This window comes from Kitasatospora sp. NPDC058492 (assembly GCF_042720685.1).
Taxonomy (GTDB): Bacteria; Actinomycetota; Actinomycetes; order Streptomycetales; family Streptomycetaceae; genus Kitasatospora.
Window position 1 is genome coordinate 1 of the sequence record NZ_JBHXMU010000052.1, and the last position, 24,752, is coordinate 24,752.

15 protein-coding genes are annotated in these 24,752 nt (G+C 72.1%); 6 read left to right on the plus strand and 9 right to left on the minus strand.

Annotation, left to right across the window (positions count from 1 at the left end; translation table 11 throughout):
* The 3 genes from ACFWPI_RS28885 to ACFWPI_RS28895 all read right to left on the minus strand — a co-directional run.
* Positions 1 to 306 (minus strand): hypothetical protein (locus tag ACFWPI_RS28885; protein ID WP_380425132.1); only part of this gene is annotated, 306 nt, incomplete at its 3' end.
* 82 nt (positions 307 to 388) lie between these two features.
* A complete protein-coding gene (locus ACFWPI_RS28890; protein WP_380368797.1) occupies positions 389 to 1,144 on the minus strand; it encodes a leucyl/phenylalanyl-tRNA--protein transferase in 756 nt (251 codons plus the stop codon).
* Positions 1,141 to 4,545 carry an amino acid adenylation domain-containing protein gene (locus tag ACFWPI_RS28895; RefSeq protein WP_380425135.1) on the minus strand — a complete coding sequence of 1,135 codons (3,405 nt, stop codon included), beginning with the start codon at positions 4,543 to 4,545 and terminating at the stop codon, positions 1,141 to 1,143. The genes ACFWPI_RS28890 and ACFWPI_RS28895 overlap by 4 nt, the downstream gene beginning before the upstream one ends.
* 160 nt (positions 4,546 to 4,705) lie before the next feature.
* Here ACFWPI_RS28895 and ACFWPI_RS28900 point away from each other — a divergent pair, with 160 nt between their 5' ends.
* Positions 4,706 to 7,927: an EAL domain-containing protein gene (locus ACFWPI_RS28900; RefSeq protein ID WP_380368794.1), complete on the plus strand. Its 3,222-nt coding sequence runs from the start codon at positions 4,706 to 4,708 to the stop codon at positions 7,925 to 7,927.
* 61 nt (positions 7,928 to 7,988) lie between these two features.
* On the opposite strand, the gene ACFWPI_RS28905 is transcribed toward ACFWPI_RS28900, so the two are convergent.
* Positions 7,989 to 8,948 carry a helix-turn-helix domain-containing protein gene (locus tag ACFWPI_RS28905; protein WP_380368791.1) on the minus strand — a complete coding sequence of 320 codons (960 nt, stop codon included), beginning with the start codon at positions 8,946 to 8,948 and terminating at the stop codon, positions 7,989 to 7,991.
* Between the two features lie 449 nt (positions 8,949 to 9,397).
* Here ACFWPI_RS28905 and ACFWPI_RS28910 point away from each other — a divergent pair, with 449 nt between their 5' ends.
* From ACFWPI_RS28910 to ACFWPI_RS28930, 5 genes are all read left to right on the plus strand, one after another.
* Positions 9,398 to 10,015 (plus strand): papain-like cysteine protease family protein, encoded by a 618-nt coding sequence (locus ACFWPI_RS28910; RefSeq protein ID WP_380368788.1) that lies wholly within the window; start codon positions 9,398 to 9,400, stop codon positions 10,013 to 10,015.
* Positions 10,016 to 10,019: 4 nt separating this feature from the next.
* Positions 10,020 to 10,871, plus strand: coding sequence for a hypothetical protein (locus ACFWPI_RS28915; protein ID WP_380368785.1), 852 nt, complete (start codon positions 10,020 to 10,022; stop codon positions 10,869 to 10,871).
* Between the two features lie 424 nt (positions 10,872 to 11,295).
* On the plus strand, positions 11,296 to 19,362 hold the full coding sequence (locus ACFWPI_RS28920; protein ID WP_380368782.1) for a ricin-type beta-trefoil lectin domain protein: 8,067 nt from the start codon (positions 11,296 to 11,298) through the stop codon (positions 19,360 to 19,362).
* Positions 19,363 to 19,405: 43 nt separating this feature from the next.
* Positions 19,406 to 19,798 carry a hypothetical protein gene (locus tag ACFWPI_RS28925; protein ID WP_380368779.1) on the plus strand — a complete coding sequence of 131 codons (393 nt, stop codon included), beginning with the start codon at positions 19,406 to 19,408 and terminating at the stop codon, positions 19,796 to 19,798.
* 187 nt (positions 19,799 to 19,985) lie between these two features.
* A complete protein-coding gene (locus ACFWPI_RS28930) occupies positions 19,986 to 20,360 on the plus strand; it encodes a hypothetical protein (protein ID WP_380335823.1) in 375 nt (124 codons plus the stop codon).
* 52 nt (positions 20,361 to 20,412) lie between these two features.
* On the opposite strand, the gene ACFWPI_RS28935 is transcribed toward ACFWPI_RS28930, so the two are convergent.
* The 5 genes from ACFWPI_RS28935 to ACFWPI_RS28955 form a co-directional block, all read right to left on the minus strand.
* Complete coding sequence (locus ACFWPI_RS28935) at positions 20,413 to 20,649, minus strand: helix-turn-helix transcriptional regulator (RefSeq protein WP_380368776.1); 237 nt, start codon at positions 20,647 to 20,649, stop codon at positions 20,413 to 20,415.
* A gap of 116 nt (positions 20,650 to 20,765) precedes the next feature.
* Positions 20,766 to 21,734, minus strand: a complete 969-nt coding sequence (locus ACFWPI_RS28940) for a DUF4331 family protein (RefSeq protein WP_380335817.1) — start codon at positions 21,732 to 21,734, stop codon at positions 20,766 to 20,768.
* A gap of 107 nt (positions 21,735 to 21,841) precedes the next feature.
* Positions 21,842 to 22,027 (minus strand): DUF397 domain-containing protein, encoded by a 186-nt coding sequence (locus ACFWPI_RS28945; RefSeq protein ID WP_380368772.1) that lies wholly within the window; start codon positions 22,025 to 22,027, stop codon positions 21,842 to 21,844.
* Positions 22,028 to 22,496: 469 nt separating this feature from the next.
* Positions 22,497 to 23,633: a serine hydrolase domain-containing protein gene (locus ACFWPI_RS28950; RefSeq protein WP_380368770.1), complete on the minus strand. Its 1,137-nt coding sequence runs from the start codon at positions 23,631 to 23,633 to the stop codon at positions 22,497 to 22,499.
* A gap of 72 nt (positions 23,634 to 23,705) precedes the next feature.
* Positions 23,706 to 24,377 carry a DUF4097 family beta strand repeat-containing protein gene (locus ACFWPI_RS28955; RefSeq protein WP_380335806.1) on the minus strand — a complete coding sequence of 224 codons (672 nt, stop codon included), beginning with the start codon at positions 24,375 to 24,377 and terminating at the stop codon, positions 23,706 to 23,708.
* Positions 24,378 to 24,752: the final 375 nt, after the last annotated feature.

Consider the following 24,752-nt stretch of genomic DNA (forward strand, 5'->3'; position numbering starts at 1 on the left):
GGCCGGGGCCGCGGTGACCGGCGCACCGGCGGCGCCGGCGGCATCGGTCGGCCGTGCGGTGGCGGCCGCGGTGGTCGGGGCGGCGGCGGCCCGGGCGCGAGGGGTGCCGGCGGCCGGGGCTGTCGGGGCCTGGCCGCCGGCGGCGGCCGTGGTCGTGGTCGTGGTCGTGGTCGTGGTCGTGCCGGTAGTGACGGCCGCTTCGGTGGTGCCGGCGGCGGCCTGCGGAGTGCCGGAGGTGGTCGGCCCGCAGGCGGCGACCCCGGCGAGGGCGAGGGTGAGGAGGGCGGGGCCGACGGCCCTGCCCATGGAGCTTTTGAACACGCGGCGTCATGTTACTGACGGGGAATAAGTTTGTCGAAGACAGGCCAAGCAGGGTAAAAGACGCAGGTCAGACCAGCCGGGCCACGGGCAGCGGAGCTCCCGGCAGCGGGCCCACCACGGCGTCCGCCGCCAGCTCGGCCAGGTACCGGGAGCGGGGCACCGGCTCGGCGCCGAGGCTGCGGATGTGCGGACTGTCCCACTGGGCGTCGAGCAGCCGCCCGCCGGCCGCGCCGAAGCGCGCCCCGAGGTCGGCGACGGCGACACGGGCGGCGTCGGGGCGGCGGTGGAACATCGAGTCGAGGCTGAGGACGGGCCCGGCGGCGACGCCGAACACCCCGCCGATCAGCTCCTCGCCCTCCCACACCTCGCCGCTGTGGGCGGCCCCGAGCACATGCAGCTGCTCCAGTGCGGCCCGTAACTCCGCTGTCAGCCAGGCTGGTTGGCGGCCCTCGGCACAGCGGGCCAGCACCTCGCCGAAGGCCCGGTCGGCGCTGGTCCACCACTGCGGCCGGTGGCGCAGCCGCCGGGCGAGGCGACTGCCGAGCCGGACGCCGTCGGGCGGCAGGACGGGCCGGGGGTCGGGCGACCACCAGGCCAGCGCGTACGGGTCGTCCCCGCCGGGCAGCAGCACCACCTCGCCCGCCTCGACGGCCTGTTCGTAGCGCGCCTCGTTGTAGGCGCCGGCGTACTCGTCCGCCGCGGGCATCGGGAACAGGCCCCGACGGTACGCCGCCAGCAGGTCCGACGCGCCGAGGCCGGCGCCGAACGCCACCGGCCCGCCCCCGGGCCCCCGTTGGACGTCCAGCCCGTCGAAGGGGCTCATGCCGGCGGCCCGAGGAAGCCCTCCGCCGCCAGCCGCCCCAGGTAGTGGTCGAGCAGGCCGGCGTCGACGGCGGGCAGGTCGATCCCGCTGCCGGCGAGCGCGGCATCGGTGTTGGCGCGGTCGAACAGCGGGAAGACGGGCCGGAAGTACAGCTCACTGATCGACAGCGCCGATCCGGGGGCGCGGTCGACGAACAGCGGGACGAACGGCGTGACGGGGTGGGCGGGGTGCCCGGCGGCGAACCGGACCAGGCCCTGCACCCAGTCACCGTACGGGAGTTCGGCGATCGGGTGGCCCCGGGCCCGAAGCCGTTCGGCGAGGTCGGCGAGGGCGGCGGGGCGCGGCGAGGTGAGGTGGTAGACCTCGCCGTCGGCGGGGGCGTGGGCGGCGATGTGGGCGACGGCGCGCGCGAAGCGGTCGGCCGGGACGAAGTCGAGCGGCAGCAGCACGTCCGGGCAGGTGCCGCTGTCCGCCAGGTACGCGATGAGCGCGCAGATCTCGGTGCCGGTGTTCATCACGCCGGTGGCGAGGTCCCCGGTGACGTCGTTGGTGCGCAGCACGGTGACCGGGAGCCCGGCGGCGGCCGCCTCGTGCAGCAGTTGTTCGGCGACCCACTTGCTCTCGACGTAGCCGACGCCGAGCCGGTCGGGGTGGGCGAGCGGGGTCCGTTCGGTGACCTCGCGGACGCCGGCCGCGCCGAAGCCGGCCAGCACGGCGAGGGTGGACAGGTAGTGCACGGGCACGCCCCGGCTGAGCCCGGCGAGGCGGATGATCTCGCGGGTGCCGCCGACGTTGGGCGCGCGCAGCTGGTGGTACGGATAGAGGAAGTTGACCTGCCCGCCGAGGTGGTGGACGGCGTCCAAAGTCCCTGCCAGCCCCTCGAACTGACGTTGCGTCAGCCCGAGCCTGGGTGCGGCGAGGTCCCCGACCAACGGCACCACCCGGGTGTCGGTGAGGTCGTGCCGCAGGAAGCGCTGCTGGGCGGCGCGCAGGCGTTCCAGCGCGTGCTCCTCGTCGGGGGCGCGGACCAGGCAGTGGATCCGGGCCCGGGTGGTGGCGAGCAGGGCGTGCAGCAGGTGGGCGCCGCAGAAGCCGGTGGCGCCGGTGAGCAGGATCTCGGCGGGTTCGGCGCGGCTGGGCGCCGGGCTCCAGGACTGCTGGACGGGGTGGGCGAGCCGGGCTTCGGCGGCCCAGTCGACGGCGGTCTCGGCGGAGCCGGGGCTGGGGCTGGGACCGGCGCGGGCGGTGCGGGCGGCCTGGACGGCGGCCGCGAAGGCGCGCAGGGTGGCGTCGCGCAGCAGGGCGCGGGTGAGGGCGCGGACGCGGGTGACGTCGAGACCGAGCATGATCCGGGCGCGGGCGAGCATCTCCATGGCCAGCAGCGAGTTGCCGCCGAGCGCGAAGAAGTCGTCGGCGGGGCCGACGTCCTCGACGCCGAGCAGTTCGGCCCACAGCTGCCCGATGACGTCCTCGACGGCTCCCCCGCCGCCCGCCGCCCCGGTGCCGCCCGCGTCGGCCCGTCCCGGGGTGCGCGGCTCGGCGTGCGGCAGCCGGCGGCGGTCGACCTTTCCGGCCGGGGTGAGCGGCATGCGGTCCAGCGCCACGAAGGCGGCCGGGAGCATGTACTCCGGCAGCCGTTCGGCCAGGTAGGCACGGAGCCGGTCGCGGCGGGCCCCGGCACCGGCCGCGGCGTCGGCGTGGTCGGCGAGCGTGTAGTAGGCGGTGAGCGCGCGGCCCCCGTCGGGGTCGCCGCCGTCGGCGGCGACGCGGGCCTGCCGGACGTCGGGGTGGGCGGCGAGGGCCGCCTCGATCTCGGCGGGGTCGACGCGGTGGCCGAGCACCTTCACCTGGTCGTCGAAGCGGCCGAGGATCTCCAGCTGCCCGTCGGCCCGCCAGCGCCCGGCGTCGCCGGTGCGGTACATCCGCTCGCCGGGCACCGGCGCGTACGGGTCGGGGACGAAGGCCTCGGCGGTCGCCGCGGGGGCGCGCCAGTAGCCCCGGGCGAGGCCGGGCCCGCCGAGGTGGATCTCGCCCTTCTCGCCGGGCCGTACGGGGGACAGCCGGGCGTCCAGGACGTGCACCCGCACGCCGGGCAGCGGGCGGCCGATCGGCACCGGCGCGGCCGGGCCGCCCGGGCCGGCGGCGTCCAGCAGGGCGGGGGTGACCTCGCAGAGCGTGGAGGTGACGGCGGCCTCGGTGACCCCGTAGGCGTTGACCAGCCGGACGCCGGGCAGCCGGTCCAGGCAGCTGCGGCAGTCGTCGGCGTGCACGACGTCCCCGCCGACGACGACCAGCCGCAGCCCCTCCGGGCCGGGCCCGCCGGGCGGGAGCAGCGTGAGCACGTGGTGCCAGTAGGCGGGGGTGAGGTCGGCGACGGCGAGGCCGAGTCCGCGCATCCGGTGGACGAGTTCGGTGGGCGCCCAGGTGCGGCCGCCGCCGAGGACGAGGGTGGCCCCGGCGAGCAGGGTCGCGAAGACCTGCTCCAGTGCGGTGTCGAAGCCGAGCGCGGCGAGTTGCAGCACGCGTTCGCCGGGGGCGAGGCCGTAGGCGTGGACGACCCGGTCGAGGGTGAACACCAGGGCGCGGTGGGTGACGGGGACGCCCTTGGGGGTGCCGGTGGTGCCGGAGGTGTAGATCAGGTAGGCGAGGTCGTCGGGCCCGGCACCGTCGGGCTCACCGGCGCCGTCGGGCCCGCCCGCACCGTCCACGCCGTCCACGCCGTCCACCGGCAGCGGCTCGACGCCCGGCAGCGCCCCGCCCTCGGTGACCGCCACCCGCGCCCCGCTGTCCTCGACCAGCCGGGCCAGGCGCCGCGCCGGGTACGCCGGGTCCAGCGGCAGCAGCGCCGCGCCCGCCTTCAGTACGCCGAGCCAGGCGACGACCAGGCCCGCGCCGCGTTCGAGGCAGACCGGCACCACCTCCTCGGGGCCGACCCCGCGGGCCCGCAGCGCCCGCGCCAGGCGGTCGCTGCGCCGGTCCAGCTCGCGGTAGCTCAGCGTGGCGTCGTCTGCGGCGACGGCGACCGCGTCCGGGTGCTGCGCGGCGCGGGAGCGCAGCAGTCCGTGCACGGTGCCGCCGCCGCCCGCGGCCCGCCCGCGGCCGCGCTCCCCGGGGGAGCCGAGCCCGGGGAAGCCGAGCCCGGGCGGGCGCCATTCGCGGGCCACGTGGGCCCGGCAGTCGTCGCGGCCGGCCGGCCCGTACACCAGGTGCCAGCCGCCCGGCACGGTCAAGTCGCCGGGCCAGATCGCGTACTGACCGCTGTCGTTGCGAACCACGGCGTGACGCCCGGAGTTCACATCCGTTCGTACGCCCTGTGCGCTGTCTGCTGCGTCGTCCACCGGCTTGACCTCGTGCTGTGGCGGCAGTTTCCTGGGAGGTGCGACATTTCCGACTATACGCACTCAGGGCACAGGACGAACGTCCGATCGCAACCCGACCGGACGCGACGCTGCCGTGTGCCCGTCAGCCCGGGACGAGACGACCCCGCGACCGCCGAGACCCGTCCTCGCCCGAACTCCCCCGTCCCACCGGCCGGGTGGCGACGCGGAGGAGGTAGCCCCGTTGACACGTCGGCGACAACGCCTGATGGTCTGTTACCTGCTGTGGATGGTGCTGTTCACCGGCGTCTACTACATCAACCCCTCGCAGCGGATCATCTGGTGGACGGGCATCGGACTCGGCAGCAGCGCGGCCATCGTGGCCGGCGTCCGCCTCAACCGCCCCGCGCACGCGCTGTTCTGGTACGTGCTGGCGCTCGCCAACCTGAGCTTCACCGCGGGCGAGGTCGTCCAGGTCGTCCAGACCCAGTTCCTGCACCTCCACAACCCGTTCCCGTCCGTCGCCGACGGCTTCTACCTGGCCGAGTTCGTGCTGTACGCGGCCGGCGTGCTCGGCTTCATCCGCTGGCGCACGGCCCGTCAGGACCGCGCCGGCCTGCTCGACGCGCTGATCCTCACCATGGGCCTGGCGCTGCTCGCCTGGATCTACCTGATCCTCCCGTACGCCCGCAACCCCGACCTCTCCTGGTTCCAGAAGGCCGTCTCGATCGGCTACCCGCTCGGCGACGTGGTCGTCCTCGCCCTGCTGCTGCGGCTGCTGACCCCGCGCGGCGGCACCAGCCGGGCGCTGCAACTGCTCACCGTCGGCACCGCCGGCATGCTGGTCGCGGACACCCTGTACGGGCTGATCCAGCTGCACGGCAACTGGCACATCGGCACCCCCGTCGACTTCGGCTGGGCCGCCTTCTACACCGCCTGGGGCGCGGCCGCGCTGCACCCGTCCATGGTCGAGCTGACCAGACCCGTCCCCACCCAGCAACCCGACCTGAGCGCCGGTCGCCTCGCCCTGCTCACCCTGGCCTCGCTGATCGCCCCGGCGATCCTGATCATCGAGTCGCTGAACGGCAACACCAGCAACGCCGGCGTGATCGGCGCCTTCTCCGCCCTCCTGTACCTGCTGGTGCTGGCCCGGCTGGCGGTCGTCGTGGTCGCCCGCCGGCAGGCGATCGCCCGCGAGCGGGCCCTGCGCGAGGCCGGCGCCAGACTCACCGCGGCCGTCACCGTCGAGGAGGTCGCGGACGCCGTCCAGGCCACCGCCTCCACCCTGATGCCCACCGAGCCCGGGCACGTCGCCCTGCTCGCCGTCACCGAGGCCGGCGTCCTGCACGTGCGGCACGCCGAACGCGGCGCCGCCCAGCACCACCTCGGCCCCGTCACCGACTCCGACGAGGCGCTCGCCCTCGCCGCCTACCGGGAGACCCGGCTGCTGCCCGTCGAGGACATCGGCAGCGACCTCGCCGCCCGCCTCGACGGCATGCCCTCCGCCCTGCTGTGCCCGCTCACCCTCGACGAGCGCCCCTCCGGCGACCCGCTGATCGGCGCGCTCATCGTCACCGGCACCGCGCAGGAGCTCACCAGCCTGTGGGGCTCGCTGGAGATCCTGGCCGCGCAGGCCGCGCTGGCCGTCGAACGGGTCGTGCTGAGCCAGGAGGTCAACCGCCGCAACAGCGAGCTGTACTTCCGCACCCTGGTGCAGAACGCCAGCGACGTCATCCTGATCCTGGACGCCGACGACGGCGTCCGCTACGCCTCCTCCTCCGCCGAACGGGTCCTCGGCTACCCCAGCCTGGACGGCACCCTGCTCACCGAGCTCGTCCCGCCCGAGGACAGCCGGGCCGTCGGCAAGGCGCTGGCCCGGATGCGCGGCCCGGTGGACGCCGCCCCGGTGCACGCGCCGGAGCACTCGCCGCCGCACTCGCCGACGGGCGAACCGCTGCACTCGCCGACACGCGAACCGCTGCGCGAACAGCCCCGTGAGCACTGGCGGCTGCTGCGGCAGGACCGGACCCCGATCGAGGCCGAGGTCCGCTTCAACGACCTGCGCGCCGACCCGACGGTCGGCGGCCTGGTGCTCACCCTGCGCGACGTGACCGAGCAGCGCCGGATGGAGCGCGAACTCACCCACCGGGCCTTCCACGACTCCCTCACCGGCCTCGCCAACCGGGTGTTGTTCCTGGACCGGGTCGGCCACGCGCTGTCCCGCGGCGAGCGCAGCGGCGCCGTCACCGGGGTGCTCTTCCTCGACCTCGACGACTTCAAGGTGGTCAACGACACCCAGGGGCACGCCGTCGGCGACGAACTGCTGATCGCCGTCTCGCTGCGGGTCTCCACCGCGCTGCGCAGCTCGGACACCGCCGCCCGGCTCGGCGGCGACGAGTTCGCCGTCCTGGTCGAGGACGCGCTGCGCCCGGCCGACGTGGACGCCATCGCGGACACCGTGCTGACGGTGTTCGCAGAACCGTTCAGGCTGAGCGCGGGCGCCGTCCGGGTGACGGCCAGCATCGGCGTCGCCACCACCGAGGACAGCGTGGACGCGGCCGAACTGCTCACCCACGCCGACCTCGCGCTCTACTCCGCCAAGGCGGCCGGCCGCCGCCAGTGGCGCCACTACCAGCCCGCCCTCCAGACCGGGCTGGTGGAGCGGCACGAGCTGAACGAGAACCTGGACGCGGCGATCGCCGAATCCTCCTTCCAGCTGTACTACCAGCCGATCGTCGACCTGCGCACCGGTGACCTGGTCGCCTTCGAGGCGCTCGTCCGCTGGCCGCACCAGCGGCGCGGCATGGTGCTGCCCGACGAGTTCATCGCCCTCGCCGAGGAGAGCGGCCAGATCGTCCCCCTCGGCGCCTGGGTCCTGGAACGCGCCGCCCAGGAGGCCGCCGCCTGGCACGCCGCCAGCTCCGCCGACCGCGCCGCCGCCGGCCTCCCCCCGCTGCGGGTCAACGTCAACGTCTCCGCCCGCCAGTTCCGCGACGCCGGCTTCGTCGACGTCGTCCGCGGCGCCCTGCGCAGCTCCGGCATCGACCCGCACACCCTCGTCCTCGAACTCACCGAATCCGTCCTGATGCGCCGCGACGACCGCGTCCACGCCGACATGGCCACCCTCGGCGACCTCGGCGTCGGCATCGCCATCGACGACTTCGGCACCGGCTACTCCTCGCTCTCCTACCTGCGCGAGTTCCCGATCTCCATCCTCAAGATCGACAAGTCCTTCATCGACGGCCTCGGCCTCTCCCCGCAGCAGTACGCCCTCGTCGAAGGCATCACCCGCATCGCCGACACCCTCGGCGTCCGGGTCATCGCCGAAGGCATCGAACACCCCGAACAGCGCGACCTCCTCGCCGCCATGGGCTGCCCGCTCGGCCAGGGCTACCTCTTCGCCCACCCCATGACCGCCCCGCAGGCCCGCGCCCTCGTCGGCGGCACCGCGCACGAACCGGCCTGACCCCCGGTCGCAGGGCCGCGCCTCAGGCCCACGCCTCAGGCCCACGCCTCAGGCCCACGCCTCAGGCCCACGCCCAGCGGATGCCCGCGACCCCGGGCCCCAGCGCGGTCGCCACCACGTGCGCCAGGTGGTGGCTGTCCAGGGTGAGGTCGGCCAGGCTGTCGTCCGGACCCTCCGAGTCACTCGCCGTGAACCACTGGCACTGCACCGGGAGTTCGCCCGGATCGAAGCGCACCCGCAGGACGTAGTGGTCCGCCGGGAAGCGGAAGGCCGCACGGTAGCGGCAGCACTCGGCCGCGCTGTGCGGGCGCACCTCGAAGGAGAACACCTGGGTCTCGGAGCAGTGCAGCGAGCGGTCGAACAGCAGCTCCGCGAGCACCACCCGGGCCACCGGATCCCGGCGCACCCGGCCCAGCCGGCAGCTGTCCCCCGCCACGATCTCGACGGCCCCCTCGTCCACCCCCTCGTCGCAGTCGTAGATCAGCAGCGCCCGGTCGACCCCGTCCTGACGGGCCCGGACCGCCACCATCGAACTGAGCGCCGCCAGTTCACGACGCGGCCCGACCGTCACCGTCGCGTACTCGGTGACCACCTGGAGCTTCCCGGCCGCCGGGCTGTCCAGATCCGCGAGCAGCCCGCCCAGATCACCGGGGGTGCGCACCATCTGCGGGTACGGGCGGGGCCCGCCGCCGTCGCGGTCCGCCCCGCCGCGCGGCCGCGGCGCACCCAGCAGGGCGGTGAGCGCGTGCGCCGGCAGCCCGAGGATCTCCTCCAGCGCGGCCACCACCCGTAACGACTCCGGGCGCTCCGGCCGGCGCAGCCCGCGCTGCCAGTAGCTCAGGGTCGTGACGGCGATCCGCAGTCCGCGCTCGGCCAGCCGGCTGCGCAGCCGCTCCAGCGGCAGCCCGCGGGCCTCGATCGCGGTGCGCAGCGCGAGGCCGAAGGGCCCGCTCCGCAGCGCGGCCAGCACGGCGGCGCTCTCCGGGGCAGCACCGGGCGGCGGTTCCTGACGACTGGCCATCGGGGCTCCCGGGGCTACTGGCCCGGCCGGCGCGCGGCGGCGGCGGGGCCGAGGGGACACGGCGGCGGTGCGGGGGGCGAAGGGTGCGGACGGCGGCGGTACGGAGGGAGGGGGACGCGGTACGGGGGGACGCGGCGCGCTGTGAAATTACCGGCTTACCCCGGCCGCGTCCATATCCGGGAGCCCCGCTCCCGGCCACCCGTCTGCGGCGCAGCACCTCCGCCGCACCGCCCCTCTTCACAGCCCCGTTCACAGCACCGCCCGCTCCCCTCCGGGGGGTCTGGGAGCGGCCCGGCGGGCTGCCTACGCTTCCTAGCAACCCCGGTCCGGGCCCGCCGCGTCGGCCGCGCGGCAACCCCCCACACAGCACACCCCCACACAAGGCACACCCCAGGGCGGCGCCGGGTGCACACGGAGCCGCCCGTGCCCCCGCACGAAGGAGTTCCCCCATGAGCGGACCCATCCGTGGGTCGTCCCTGCGCGCCGCACTGGCCGCGCTGTGCGTGCTGGCCGCCGTCGTGACCACCGGCGCCGGCACCGCCGCGGCCTCCCCCCAGGCCGCCGCCGGCAGTTCCCAGACCTTCGCCGCCGGTTCCCGGCTCAACATCTCCATGCAGGCGCAGGAGCAGGACCAGTGGTGCTGGGCCGCCTCCGGCAACACCATCGCCACCTTCCTCGGCCACGGCACCGACCAGAACTCGTTCTGCGACCTCGCCTACGGCCAGGACACCTCGTACCAGTGCCCCAACCAGCCCGGCCAGCTCTCCTGGGTGCAGAACGCACTCTCCGCACTCGGGGTGTCCCCCGGTCAGGAGACCGGCGCCCTGTCCTTCAACACCATCGTCAGCGAGATCAACGCGGGCCGGCCGATCGAGACCGGCATCTCCTGGCTGGCCGGCGGCGGGCACGCCCAGGTCATCTACGGCTACGACCAGAGCAACAAGTCGATCTACTGGGGCGACCCGTGGCCCAGCAGCAACCGCTACAACCTGGCGTCGTACAGCTACTACGCCGGCTACAACGGCCAGTTCAACTGGAACGACTCGCTGTACCGGATCGGGGCGTGACACGATGACGCACTTCCGCGCCCCGCGCGCCCTCGCCGCCATCGCCCTCGCCGGCAGCGGACTGCTCGCCGCCGCCCCCGCCCTCGCCGCCACCCCGGCCACGGCAGTCGGCGTCCCGTCCGCCCCGTCCGCGGCCGACGTCACCGCGGCCGCCGCGGCGGCGAAGGCCGCCCCCGTCGTGCAGACCCTCGGCGGGTTCTTCGCCCACGGCTCCGGCCAGGGCTCCTCCGACGCCCGCCAGGCGCAGGCCGCCGCCCCGGCCCGGGTGGTCGGCGACACCGTCCCCGTGTACTACCTCAACCCGGACTTCGTCGCGGCGGCCTCCGCCGGGGCGCCGGTCGCGAAGTTCGCGTTCATGGCGACCGAGGCCGACGCGGCCGACGGCCGCAAGGCCTCGGTGTGGACGGCCCCCGACCCGCACGACAGCGGGTCCTGGGCCGAGATCAACATAGCCTCCGGCAGCGACGAGACCGACCACGCCGCCGCCGCGGCAGCACTGGGCCGGGGCGCCGTCGCCTTCGAGGAACCGCAGATCCGGGCCTGGTACGCCCTGGTCGACGGCCAGGTACGGCCGCTCAACCCGGACGCGGTCCGGTCCGTGGGCGACGCGGGCATCACCCTCGCCCAGTACCAGCAGGTGGTCCACGACCGGTACGCCGACAAGCTGCCCGGCACCGACTACGCCAAGGCGCACCTGCTCGGCGGCTTCGACCGGGGAACGGCCCCCGTCGCGGCGCCGGCCGGCGACTCCACCCCGACCGCCGCCCTGCTCACCGGGGCGGGCACCCTCCTCGCCGCCCTCGGACTCGGCACCGCGCTGCTGCGCCGCCGCCGGGCGGGCCGCAGCACCGCCTGACGGCACCGCCGTTCGGCTTCCACACTGCGAACGGCGCTGACGGCGGGGCACCTTCGGGTGTCCCGCCGTCGGCGGTTTGCGACGGAAAGCCCGCACGGTAATTGACGGCACATCAATTCTTAATTCACGACCATCCGGGCCCTTTCGCGCACGCGATCGGGGTCCCTCTTCGCATCTCGGACACCTCGCCCACCTGGGGTGATGTCATCGAAATGACTCCATTTCTCACGACTCCTCAGCGTAGGCGATCTGTTACGCAATCGTCATCCTGATTGGTCGCTGGGAGTCAGCTGGGGGTGAGAGATTGTGCTTCGGCTTCGATCGAGCCATTCAAAACAATGCATATCTCTTGAGAGAGTCTTTGATGAAACGACGGTCTCGGGCCTCGTCCGCTTTTGCGGGCGGGGCCTTCTCTACGCGTCGGATGCGCCCCGTATCAGCGCTCCTGACGCTCGGCCTGCTGGTGCAGGCCGGTGTGGTGGTGGACGCGGTGACGGCCGCTCCGGCCACCGCCGCACCCTCACCCGCCACTCCGCCCGCCGCTCCGGCCACCGAGGCACCTGACGAGGCTTCGGCGCTGCTCTCGGCCCGGCTGCAGAAGCGGCGGATCGAGGTCACCAACGCCCGGACGGAGTTCACCACCCTGTGGGCGAACCCGGACGGCACGCTGACCTCCGACCGCTCCACCGGGCCGATCCGGATGAAGGTCGGCGAGGCCTGGGTGCCCGTCGACACCACGCTGGTGCAGACCCCGGACGGCAAGGTGGCGCCGAAGGCGCACCCGGGCGGGGTGGTCTTCGAGGGCGGCGACGCCGGGGTGACGGTCGGCGACAGCCTGCCGGGCACCGCGATACCGACGGCCGCACCGAGCACTGCTCCGGCCACGGCTCCGAGCGCCGCGGCCACCACTGCGCCGGCCACTGCGCCGGCGACGTCGCCCAGTGCGATACCGACGGCCCCCGCTTCCGCGTCCCCGTCGTCGTCCCCGTCGTCGTCCCCGTCGTCGTCTCCGTCCGCCTCGGCTTCGGCTTCGGCTTCGGCTTCGACCTCGGCTTCGGCTTCGGCTTCGGCTTCGGCTTCGGCTTCGGCCGACGCGAACCGGGCCTCCCGCAGCGGTGCCCGCGCCGCCGCCCCGGCCGCCGACCCGCAGTCCACCCCGGCCGCCCCGGTCCCCGCCGAGCGCGAGCTGGTCAAGATCGGCTCCGGTGAGCAGCAGGTCAAGTTCGGCTGGCTGGGCAAGCTGCCCAAGCCCAAGCTGGAGGGCAACAAGGCGACTTACGTCAACGCCCGCCCTGGCGTCGACCTGGTGCTGGAGGCCACCCGGACCGGCTTCGAGCAGTTCCTGATCGTCAAGGACCGCTCCGCCATCGCCCAGACCGGCACGATGACGATCCCGCTGGACACCACCGGGCTCACCGTCTCGCCGCAGCAGGACGGTTCGATCCAGCTGCTCGACAAGGCGACCGGCAAGAGCGCGGTCAAGATCCCGGCCCCCGTCATGTGGGACGCCGCGATCGACCCGGCCTCGCAGGAGCACCTGAACCGCGGCCCGGTGACGATGGAGGTGCGCGGCCAGGGCGCGGACACCGAGCTGGTGTTCACCCCGGACGCCGCCTTCCTCGCCGACCCGAAGACCCAGTTCCCGGTCACCATCGACCCGGTGGTGGACGTCGACACCACGTTCGACACCTACGTCCAGACCAACGAGAACATCGACGCCTCTGCGTCGACGGACCTCAAGCTGGGCAGCTACGACGGCAAGGTCGTGGCCCGGTCGTTCCTCACCGTCCCGGGCGGGTCGTTCAACGGCAAGCAGATCCTGGGCGCCACGCTCAACCTCGCCAACTACCACTCCTCGTCCTGCGTCCCGAAGCAGTGGGAGGTCTGGAACGCGCCCGGCGCGGCCTGGTGGACCCGTTGGGGCAACCAGCCCGCGATGGAGAAGAAGTGGGCCACCTCGAACGACACGTACGACGTGGCGAACGACGGTGACAACCACGACTGCTACGCCCCGGACGGCACGTTCTGGGCCAAGGCCGACGTCACCGAGATGATCCGGTACTTCGCCGGGTTCGGCTACAACGACTACGGGTTCGCCCTCAAGGCGGCCGACGAGTCGAGCAACCTGTCCTGGAAGAAGTTCAGCTCCGCCGAGGGCTACTGGCCTCCGTACCTCTCGATCACCTACAACACCGTCCCGGCCACCCCGGCGACGGTGGAGGTGCAGCCCTCGCAGCAGGGCAACCCCCGCTACACCTCGGACGCGAACCCGCGCTTCCAGGTGCAGGCGGCCGACCCCGACGGCGACCCGCTGAAGGTCTACCTGGACCTGTGGCGCGGCGGCACGTTCCTCGGCAGCATCGTCCGGGACACCCCGAACGGTGCGATCGCGACCGTCCGCCCCTCCGACTACGGCATCGCCAAGCTCGACGAGGGCGTGCAGTACTCGATCTGGGCCATGCTCGACGACGGCAAGTCCCGTTCCGGCTGGGTCGGCACCAACGTCATCGCCGACACCGTCAAGCCCGGTACGCCGTTCGTGAGTTCGGCGGAATACCCGGCGGACGGGCTGTGGCACGGCACCGCCAACCAGGCCGGGTCGTTCACCTTCTCCCCTGCCCCCGGCACCGACGACACCGCCGCCTACGTCTACACCCTGGACGGCGGCACCCCGGTGACGGTCGCCGCGACCGGCGCGCTGACCACGTCGATCACGCCGACCACCGAGGGCCGGCGCGTGCTCAGCGTGCAGTCCAAGGACCGCGCGGGCAACCTGTCCCCGCCCGCGACGTACACCTTCCAGGTCGGCCAGGCGGGCATGAGCTCGCCGGTCAACGGCACCCAGTCCGCGAAGCGCGTCAAGCTCGCGGTCGACGCGCAGGCGCAATTCCAGCGCGTCGTCTACCAGTACCGCCGTGGCCCCGGCGCCGCGGAGTACAACGTCCCGCGCACCAACCTGACCAAGGCGGACAACACCGCGGTCACCGAGGACAAGCCGCGGCTCGCGGACCTCGGCCCGCACGCCAACTGGAGCGTCCTCGACACGCTCGGCCAGGTCGGCGGCGTCGTCCAGGTCCGCGCCCTCCTCTTCCCCGAGGACGGCTCCGGCAACGGCTACGCCACCGTCTGGAACACCATCACGGTCGACCGCAACGCCGACGGCGCAGCCGGCACCGGCATCGGTCCCGGCTCGGTCAACCTGCTCACCGGTGACTACTCGACCGACGTCACCGACGCCAACGAGTTCGCCATGTCGGTGGCCCGCACCACCTCCTCTCGGGACACCGGCCGCGGCTGGCAGCCCCAGGGCGAGCGCCTCACGCTGAACCAGCGCCAGGTCGGCACCGACCTGACCGGCTTCACCGCCGGCCAGGCGACGCTGTCCCGCTCCACGGTCCGCGGCCACGACAACTCGCCCGACTCGCTCCTGGTCGTCCCGGCCGGCTCCGGCTGGGGCTCCTTCGCCGCGCTCGGCCCCGAGTACACGCTCGGCCAGGGCATGCAGCCCGGCAAGACCTACCGCCTCACCGGCTGGATCTACGTCCCCGGCGCGACCGGCCTGGACAACCCGCTGGCCAATCGCGGCCTGCGGATGGTCGGCGTCTACCGCACCCCGGCCGGCTACGGCGAGACCGCTTCTCCGAAGGCGTCGTTCACCGACGGCTGGCAGCAGCTGACGCTGGACCTGACGGTGCCCAAGGACGCCACCGAGGCCTGGTTCCGCCTCTACAACGGCAACACCGCCGACAGCGGCAAGGAGGTCTTCTTCGACGACCTGTCGCTGAAGGAGATCGTCGCCCCGTTCGGCCCGCAGTGGTCCGGCGGCCCGAACGCGGGCACCGGCTCGGACTACCGGGCGCTGTCGTTCCCGCAGTCCGACCTGGTCGAGATCAAGGGCAACGACGACAGCTCGCTGACCTTCGCCAAGGGCACCGACGGGACCTTCTTCCCCGAGCCCGGCGCCGAGTCGATGACCCTCAAGGCCGTACCCGCGAAGTCGGGTTCGATGCTGCTGTCCTCGTCCGGGCAGTGCCTGGAGGTGCCGAACGGCTCGGCCGGCAACGGCGCCAGGCTCCAGCCGGCCGCCTGTACCGGTGCGTCGAACCAGCAGTGGACCCGCGGCGACGACCTGACCCTGCGCCTGCTCGGCTACTGCCTGGACAACCCCTGGGGCCAGACCGGCAACGCCACCCCGCTCACCCTGTGGGGCTGCAACGGCGGTGACAACCAGCAGTGGGAGGTGCGTACCGACGGCACGGTCATGAACCGCCACTCGGGCCAGTGCCTCGACGCCGACAAGGGTGCGTCGATCTGGGTCTGCTGGGCCGGGCCGAACCAGGTCTGGGACGTCCAGACCTCCGGCACCACCTACGAGCTGAGCGAGCTGGACGGCTCGAAGACCGTCTTCGCCCGCCAGGCCGGTTCGAACATCTACCAGGTGGTCAGCGAGACGGGGGCGGAAGCCGCGTCGACCACCCGCTACCAGTACGACACCACTGACGGCCGCTCGCTGGTCAAGCGCATCATCCCGGCCGTCGAGCCGGGCGTCGACGACGTCAACGGCTGCACCGTCGACCCGCTGCCGCGCGGCTGCGAGGTGATGGAGTACGACTACGCGAAGGCCACCACCGCCACTTCTTCGGCCCCGGGTGACTACCTGGACCGGGTGCGGGGCGTGAAGGTCTGGTCGTGGAACCCCGCCACCTCCAAGCAGGAGGCCGTCGAGGTCGTGCACTACGTGTACGACGACCGTGGCCGCCTGGCTCAGGTGTGGGACCCGCGTCTGGCCACCCCGCTGAAGACCGCGTACAGCTACGACGACGCCGGCCGGGTCACCCGGATCGGCGCTGCCGGTGAGCTGCCGTGGAACTTCGACTACGGCAAGGCCTCAGCCGATCAGGACCCGGGCCGTCTCCTCAAGGTCCGCCGCGGCACGCTCGCGCCGGGCAGCAAGGACCAGGTCAACGGCGAGATCGCGACCAACGTCGTGTACGAGGTGCCGCTGACCCGCGGCGCGGGCGGCCCGTACGACCTGTCCGGTGCGGACGTGGCCAAGTGGGCGCAGACCGATGCGCCGACCGACGCCACCGGCGTGTTCGGCCCCGAGGACGACCCCGGCACCAACACCGCCTCGGCGGCGAAGCCCGGCCCGGACGGCTACAAGCCGGCCGGTGTCCACTACCTCAACGCCTCCGGCAGCGAGGTCAACACCGCGACACCGTCGGTCACCCCGGGCGGTGACATCGACACCAAGGAGTACGACCGCTACGGCCACGTCGTCCGCGCCCTGGAGGCCACCAACCGCTCCATCGCGCTCGGCACGCACCCGGACGCGGACAAGATCGCAGCCGAACTGAACCTCACCACGGCCGACTCCGCGACCCGGGCACGCCTGCTGGACTCCCGCACCGTCTTCACGGCAGACGGCCTGGACGTGGCGGAGACGCTCGGTCCGGTTTACCGCGCGTCGCTCGCCGAGCAGGTCAACGGCCAGACCAACCCGGTCGTCGTCACGGCCGAGGCCGAGAAGCTGCCGCAGCTCGGGACCAACACCAAGGTCCAGATCGACAACGACTGCTGCGGCGTCACCTGGTCCGGCGGCGCTCACCTGAGCATTCGCGGCACGACGGCGGGCGCGTTCGACGCGATGCGCGTCACCGTTCCCGAGGAGGGCGAGTACGTCCTCTCCGGCCAGCTGACCAAGAACAGCGACCACGGCGTCATCCAGTGGGCGATCGACGGCAAGGACGTCGGCCAGCGGATCGACACCTACAGCGCCAGCGCTGCGGTGGCCCCGTACACCACCGGCGCACCCGTGAAGCTGACGCGCGGCGACCACGAGCTGAAGCTCACCGTTGTCGACACCAACGCGGCCAGCGGCGGCGAGCGGTTCCACACCGGCATCGACACCGTCACCCTCACCAAGGCGACGGTCAACCCGACCCTGGCCGCCGGGACTTCGGTCGTCGCCCGCGACCACAACACCAACACCTACGACGAAGGGAAGCCCGACGGCCAGGCCTACCACCTGGTCACCACTGCCACCGACGGCGCCCGCATCGACGGCTACGCCGACGACGTCGAGCTGCGCGTCACCAAGACCGGCTACGACACGCCGATCGGCGGCACCTCCGGCTGGACGCTCAAGCTGCCCACCGCGGTCACCACCGACGCCCTCGGCACCAAGCCCACCTCGACGGTGAAGTACAACGCCTCCGGACGCGCGCTGGAGTCCCGCAAGCCCGGCTCGAACGGTGCCGACGCCGGAACGGTGAAGTCGGTGTTCTACGCCGCCGGAGCCAACCCGGACGACGCCGCGTGCGCCAACCGTCCCGAGTGGGCGGGCCTGCCCTGCGTCACGATGCCGGGTGGCGCGATCACCGGATCCGACGACACGCGGATGCCGACCACCCTGCCGGTCAAGCGGGTCACCCGCTACTCGGCGTTCAACGAGCCCGAGGAGACCACCGAGACCAACGCGGGCAAGAGCCGAAAGACCGTCACCGTCCACGACGGGCTGGACCGGGTCGTCTCGACCGAGATCACCTCGGACGAGGGCAAGCCGCTGCCGAAGGTCACCGTCGAATACGACCCGGCCACCGGCGACGCGGTGAAGACCACCTCCAGCGGCAAGTCCCTGACCAGGGTCATGGACCAGCTGGGCCGACTGATCTCCTACACGGACGCCGACGGCGCCACCACCACCTCGGAGTTCGACAAGTTCGGCAAGCCGGTGAAGCTGAGCGACCCGACCGGGTCCACCAGCTACACCTACGACCGCGCGAAGGAGCCGCGCGGATTCCTCACCTCCGTCACGGACAGCGTGGCGGGCGAGTTCACCGCCAAGTACGGCACGAGCGGTCAGCTCGTCGAGCAGACCTACCCCGGCGGCATCGTCCGCAAGGACACTTTCAACGCCGTGGGTGTGGCCACCGGCCGTACTTACACCCGCAGTTCCGACAACACCGTGGTCTGGGCCCAGACCTCGGACATCTCCACCCAGGGCCAGGTGGCCAAGGACACCAGCTCCACCGCCACCCGCTCCTACCAGTACGACCGGCTCGGCCGGCTGGTGAAGGCCGAACAGACCACGGTCGCGGCCGGCTGCGTCACCCGGCAGTACGCCTTCGACGCCCACTCCAACCGCCTGTCCAAGCAGACCTCCCCGCGCGGGGCGGCCGGCGAGTGCAGCACGGCCGGGGCCACGGCGGAGAACCACACCTACGACAGCGCCGACCGGCTCACCGACGCCGGCTTCGTCTACGACGCCTTCGGGCGCACCGTGAAGACGGCCACCGGCGCGACCAACACCTACTGGGCGAACGACCGCGTCGCCGCCCAGGAGAAGGGGGACACCAAGCAGGAGTGGGCCGTCGACGCCGCCCACCGCCTCACCGGGTTCACCACCAGCAAGAAGCAGGCCGACGGAACCTGGGCCAACGCCACGTCGAAGCTGAACCACTACGGCGACGACTCGGACGAGGTCCGCTGGACCGTCGAGGACACCGCCCAGGGCACCCTGACCCGCAACGTCTCGGGCCCGGACACCGACCTGGTCGCCACCACCGGCAAGACCGGTGACGTCCAGCTCCAACTGACCAACCTGTTCGGCTCGGTCGTCGTCACCACCGACACCGCGCTCACCAAGCCGGTGGTGCTCGACTTCGACGAGTTCGGCATCCCGCAGGACGGCCAGGCCAACGCCCGCTACGGCTGGCTCGGCGGCAAGCAGCGCTCCGCCGAGGCCCAGGACGGCGACATCCTCATGGGTGCCCGCCTCTACAGCCCGACCCTCGGCCGCTTCCTCCAGATCGACCCGGTGCCCGGCGGCAACGCCAGCCCGTACGACTACTGCACCGGCGACCCGATCAACTGCACCGACCTCGACGGCAACTGGGGCATCAAGAGCTTCCTGAAGAAGACGGTCGAGGTCGTCGCCAAGGTCGCCGAAGTGGCCGCCTACATCCCCGGCCCGATCGGCACCATAGCGGCCGTGGTCTCCTCGGTCTCCTACGCGGCCACCGGGAACACGGCCAAGGCTGCCGAGATGGCGGTCGTGGCAGTGGCGCAGGTCGTCGGAGCAGGCGCCGCGGCGGGGGCTGCATTCGCAGCCGTCAAGGCCGTTTCCGCAACGCGCAAGGTGGCTAAGGCTGCTGCCTGGGCGGCCACCAAGGCGAAGGTCAAATACACCGAGAAGCTGTTTCTCAGCAAGACCTTCGGAGGAAGGTCGGAGAGATTCGGCAACGTGAGTATGACTGCCTTCAAGAAGGGCGAGCAGAAGCTCGGCCTCAGGGAGCCCGGCAAGGCCGGTCGGTACAATAGTGGAAACAAGGACACCAGGTGGGCCGCCGGTTGGTCGGTCCACAAGCGTGATGGCGACAAGGTCTATCGAGCCGTCTTCAGGATCAAGACGCCCATCCCCAAGCTGCGGAAGATCGACGCCCTCTGGGGCCCCCGCATCGGGAAGCACGCGTTCAAGCACCACTGGTAACTGCAAGGAACGACAGAGTCGGGCATATCGATGAGGGGTCGCATTGGAAATCGAGGAGATGGCCGCGAGGATCTCGGCCGCCGGATCGTCCCGGGAAGTGATTTCCGACTTCCTGCCGATCTCGGTCGACATCGATCAGGATGATCCGATGGTCACCGTGCGCCTCGGTGGCGCCTTGGACATCGACCTGCGCCCCGTAGGGGACTGGTCCCGTTACGGGTTCTTCTGCGACGGCTTCTCGTTCGAGGAAATGCCGGCCGAGTCGGCGGTCTCCGCAGTGCTGTCAATCGCACTGGGGGATGCCAGCGTCAGGACCACCGGGAAATGGATCTTCCGGGAACGGGTCTTGGAGTTCGATATCGATGGAGAGCAGTGGCGGGCGTTCCGGCCGCTGTCTCACGAGACGCCGCTTTGGGAGCAGATCATCGGCAAGTAGAAAAGAAGATGTCTAGCTAGCGTTCGAGTGGCCCGCCGTCCTTTCGGCGGGCCACTCTGCGTGGTCCGGCCCCTCCCGGATGTCGACCGGGACGCAACCGGTCCGGCTCCCGAACACACAGCGGGTCGATAGCCTGGGATGGGAGGTGGGTTGGGTGGGACGGGAAGAATTGCCCCCGGGGTGCTCGGTGGAGGATCTCGTGGCGGCGGCCCATCGGTCCGGGCGGTTCGCCGGGATCGAGGCGGTCGAGGTCGCGGCCGAGCCGAGGCTGGTCGACCTCCATCTGGAGGCCCTGTCCGGGCACGAGTATCTGGTGATGTTGAGGGAAGACCTCGGCGAAGCCAGAGTTCTCTACGAGGACTACGTGTTCGACGGCGTCCCCGCCCATCGGGTCCTGGATTTCGTGGACCTGGTGGCACGGGGTGAGGTCGACCTCTCGCCCACGCGGTTCGGGCGGCAACTGGTCCTGCGGGTGTCCCTACCCGAAGGGACCTGGGCCGATCGGCGCCGATTCGCCGACGATCTCTCGGATTGGGAGAAGAGCGTCATCGAACGTCGCTGACGGTGGGAGCGGACATGCACCAGCCGCAGGGGCCCTGCCCGTCCTGAGCCCCTCACGACTCCACGTTCAGCGCCCGGGAGAGGGCGGTGAGGAGGGGGAGGGTGGGGGCGGCGTGGCCGGCTTCGATGGCGCGGATCTGGGCGTCGGTGAGGTCGGCGCGCTTGGCGAGGTCCGCGATGGAGAGGCCGAGGGCGGTGCGGCGCTCGCGGACGGCGCGGGCGAGGGCGCCGGCCGGGTCGCCGTCCGGGTGGGCGGGGAAGTCCTCGATCAGTGGGCGCGCGCGGTTCACCGGACCTCCTCATTGCCGGGCGGGGGCGCACAGCCTGACACGTGATCACAGCGGGAAGTGCGAAGCGGCGGTCAAGGATTCTTGACCGCCGCTTTGTCGTCCGGCCACTTGACTCGCTACTTGACGGGGTGCGGGTGGCCGAGGTGGGGGAAGACGGGGAGGACGTCGGTGTGCGGGGGGATGTGGTCGCTGGTGATCTTGCCGCCGGAGACCATGGTGAGGCGGGCCGAGGTCACGTCGTCGACGAGGGTGCGGCCGTTGGGGTAGGCGGCGGGGCGGGAGCGGTCGTAGCGGAGGATGTCCGGGAGGACGAGCTTCAAGGTCTCGGTGGCGGCGGCGGTGGTGTAGTCCCCGGTGTGCTGGAGGACGGCCGTCCAGGCCTCGCGGTAGGTGTCCCAGTCGTCGGCCGGCTCACCCGCGTTGTACGCGTCCTTCACCTCCTCCTTGTTGAAGTAGGCGGTGAGGGAGGGGTGCGCGCCACGGTCGACGGAGACGAGCCGGCCGTCCTGGCGGAGGCTGACCCGGGCCCAGACGCCGATCGTCGGGTCGGGGCCGAGGTCGGTGTCGGGGACTTCGAGGGCGATGCCGAAGACGTTGGCGTCGGCCATGGCGTCCTTGCCGGTCCAGGTGAAGTCGTTGACGATCCCTTCGAGGTCGGCGAAGAAGGGATCGCTGCGCAGGCCGACGGAGAGCTTGCGGCCGTTCGCCTCGATGACGTCGGGCGCGTCCCCGAAGGCGACCGGGGCTTCGGAGAACAGGACGTCCCCGGTGGGCTCGTGCTTCTGCGCGGCGGCGCCGGTCGCCCGGTGGACGGTGACGGTCTGGGCACCGGTGTGGGTGGGGGCGGAGAAGGTGAAGGAGTAGGCGACGTCGGCGCGGTGGTCCCCGTCGGTGTCGATGTTGATGCGGTACACGGCGTCGGGGTGGAACTCGGCCGCCTGGGTGGGGGCGTAGGGGTTCGCGTTCATGATCAGGACGGTCCGGCCGGGCGCATCGGCGGCCGGGAAGGCGAACACGTCGGTCAGGTCGAGCCGCGAGTCGCCTCGGGGCGAGCGGAGGTTGGGGCCGCTGAGGTGATGGGACATGGGACCGTTGGTAGCAGCCCCCACCCGACACCGGCCCGACGACACCCGCATTCCACCCGCCCGTCCGCCGATTGGCCGTCATCTCCCGACGGAACGCCGACGCCGAATCAGACCTCGGCGGCTGCGGCGAACGCCACGAACGCCTGCCACGCGGTCGGCTCGAACGCCAACTGCGGGCCGCCCTTGTCCTTGGAGTCACGCACGTGGACGACGCCGGGCGTCTCGGCGACCTCGACGCACTGAGCTTCCTCGTTCGTGCTGTAGCTGCTCTTGAACCAGTCCAGCTCGGCCATGCTTACCGCTCTCCCAGAATCTGCTCGATCAGGGCCAGGGACTCCCTCAGCCCCAAAGCCTGAGCCCGGATGCTGCTGTACCGTGCGGCCATCCGATCCAGGCCGGCCTACGGGCCAACCTTCCGCATTCGGGGCAGCGTGCTGAGTGCTCACCGAATCCATGGTCGGCGCATGTCCAGGGCACCGTGGTCTTCCCCGGGCCGACGGAGGCCCCCTCGGACGTCCGAGCCGCTACGCCCAGGGCATCACCGCTACTCGGTATTTGACTTGGCGTCAATTTATCAGCAGTGCACTGTACTTGAGTTTCGATGGGCTTCATTACGCCACGCCGCTTCACCATCGCGGAGCGCGGCTTCGCGCTTCACTCCCGCCTCACCACCGCTGCGCGCCGGGGCACCGCCCCTTCAACGAGCGGAGTGGGAAGTCCGGCCCGCCGACTTCCCACTCCTCACGCCGAAACCGCACGCCGTCAGCCCTCGGCCCGCACGCCGCCGCCGCCGAACACCGCCTTGATGAGCCGGTCCAGCGCCTTGGGGAACTCCTGTGCCGGGTCGGATGCGGAGTCGCCGGTGGTGAGCCCGGCGGTCAGGGTCTTGCTGCCGTCGGGTGCGCCGATCATCAGGGCCCCGTAGCCGCCGGGGGCGCCGCCGTTGTGGTGGACGATGGTGCCGCCGTCGGGGCCGAGGTCCTGGATGAACAGGCCCAGGCCGTAACCGAGCATCCCGTGCGGCGTGCGCATCTCGTCCAGCAGGGGGGCGGGCAGGAGCTTGCCGCCCAGGAGTGCGGCGAAGAACGTGTGGAGGTCCCGGGTGGTCGAGATCAGGTCGCCGGCGCCGACCAGGAGGGAGAGGTTCTGGCGGGCGACGTCGACCACCTTCCACTGGTCGCCGTCCTGGTAGCGGTAGTAGCCGTGGGCGTGCGGCGCGGGGAGCTCCGGCGAGTCGCCCGGCACCACGGTGTCCCGCAGTCCGAGCGGCCGAAGGATCCGCCGCTGCATCTCCTCGGCGTACGGGCGGCCGGCGGCCTGCTCGATCAGGAGCACGGCCAGCGTGTAATTGGTGTTGGAGTAGCTCTGGTCGGTGCCCGGCTCGAACCGTGCCGGCTTGGACAGGGCGAACTGCACGAGCTCCTCGGGCCGGTAGCTGTGGAACCGGTTGTCCACCCACTCCTTGCCCATCGCGGGGATCCCCGGTACGAACGTCCCGTCGGGTTCGAGGTCGCCGGTGTAGCTGGCCAGGCCGCTGGTGTGCTGGAGCAGCATCCGCACGGTGATCCGCCGGTCCAGCCCGAACTGCGGCAGGTGGTCGGCCACCGGGGTGTCCAGCCCGGTCGCGCCGTCGGCCACCAGGTGCAGCACCAGGGTCGCGACGAAGGTCTTGGTGGTGCTGCCCACCCAGAACTTCCCGTCCACCGACGGCTTCGCGGCCTCGCCCAGCTTGCGCACCCCGGCGCTGCCGACCCACTCCCCGTGCTCGTCGTGCACGCGCAGCTGTATCCCGGCGAAACCGGCGTCGACGAACTCCTGGATGGCTTGCTGGAGCTCCGGGCGGTCCTGACCTGCGGCGTCCTCGACGGCGATCTCGGCGGCGTGGCGGGATTCACTCATGGTTGTTCCTTGTCTCGCGATCGGAGTGTGCGGGTGCGGGCTGGGGCTCGGGCCGGGGCTGGGGCTGGGGCTTCAGAGGCTGCGGGCGGTGATGTCGCCGTAGGCGGTGGTCGCGTGGATGCTCAGGCCGGCGGCGGCGCCGTCGGTGTTCTTGAGCGTGTTGTGGATCCGGCCGTAGGTGGTGCCGGCGTCCAGGGAGGCGGAGACGCCGCGGGCGGCGCCGACGGACACGTCGCCGGCCTCGGTGCGCAGCGTGATCGTGCCGTGCACGGCTTCGGTGATGTGGATGTCGCCCTTGGCGGTGGTGATCTCGGCGGGGCCGTCGAGGCGGCCGACGGAGATGTCGCCGGCGAGGACTGCGAGGTGGGCGCCGGCGGTCTCGTCGAGCTTGACCGAGGCCTGCGCGCCTTCGAAGGTGACGTCGCCGAGGCGTCCGACGCCCCGGAGTTCGGCGCTGGCCGTCTTCGCCTGGATGCGGGAGCCGGCGGGCAGTTGGACGGTCACCTCGACGGTGCCGGACTGGCCGAGGATCCGGTTCTCGGCCGCCGCCGCCTCGATCCGCAGGACGCCGTCGGCGTATTCGACGGTGGTCCGCTCCGCCGCCTTCACGTCGCGGCTCTTCGAGGCGTCGGCGGGCAGGACCTCGACCGTGGTGTCGGCCCGGTCGGCGGCGATGAGCCGGATGCGCCCGGCGGGGATGTCGAGGACGGCGGAGACCGGGGCGGGGGTGGCGAACTTCTGCATGATGCTCTCCTGTGGCTCGTTCTTTCTGACAACGGAAACGCTACGTTGCCTTCACGCTTCACGGCAACAGGCGCGTTGCGCATAATCAGCATCATCGCAGGTCAGAATCTCATTATCGTTGCAACAGTTACGGATTTAACGCAACGTCAGTCACGTCGCCCGTTGCATTGGATTGAGCGTGAACGCTATGCGCCACCCCGCCCCGGCACGCCGCCGCATCAGCCCACGGATGTAAACCCCCGGGCCAATGCGCGCCGCCGCACCGTCATCCGGTGGTCGGATGTGGCCGGGTACGCCGCGATGACAGCCTTCCGTTCAGGTGCACGGAGATCCATCGGACGGTCCGTCAGGGGCGCTTCCCTGGCGGACCGGTGT

Bases quoted from the DNA above. Each gene is read 5' to 3' on its own strand.
- ACFWPI_RS28890 (WP_380368797.1), bottom strand. From the start codon at position 1,144: ATGAGCCCCTTCGACGGGCTGGACGTCCAACGGGGGCCCGGGGGCGGG.
- ACFWPI_RS28905 (WP_380368791.1), bottom strand. From the start codon at position 8,948: ATGGCCAGTCGTCAGGAACCGCCGCCCGGTGCTGCCCCGGAGAGCGCC.
- ACFWPI_RS28910 (WP_380368788.1), top strand. From the start codon at position 9,398: ATGAGCGGACCCATCCGTGGGTCGTCCCTGCGCGCCGCACTGGCCGCG.
- ACFWPI_RS28915 (WP_380368785.1), top strand. From the start codon at position 10,020: ATGACGCACTTCCGCGCCCCGCGCGCCCTCGCCGCCATCGCCCTCGCC.
- ACFWPI_RS28920 (WP_380368782.1), top strand. From the start codon at position 11,296: ATGCGCCCCGTATCAGCGCTCCTGACGCTCGGCCTGCTGGTGCAGGCC.
- ACFWPI_RS28940 (WP_380335817.1), bottom strand. From the start codon at position 21,734: ATGTCCCATCACCTCAGCGGCCCCAACCTCCGCTCGCCCCGAGGCGAC.
- ACFWPI_RS28945 (WP_380368772.1), bottom strand. From the start codon at position 22,027: ATGGCCGAGCTGGACTGGTTCAAGAGCAGCTACAGCACGAACGAGGAA.
- ACFWPI_RS28950 (WP_380368770.1), bottom strand. From the start codon at position 23,633: ATGAGTGAATCCCGCCACGCCGCCGAGATCGCCGTCGAGGACGCCGCA.
- ACFWPI_RS28955 (WP_380335806.1), bottom strand. From the start codon at position 24,377: ATGCAGAAGTTCGCCACCCCCGCCCCGGTCTCCGCCGTCCTCGACATC.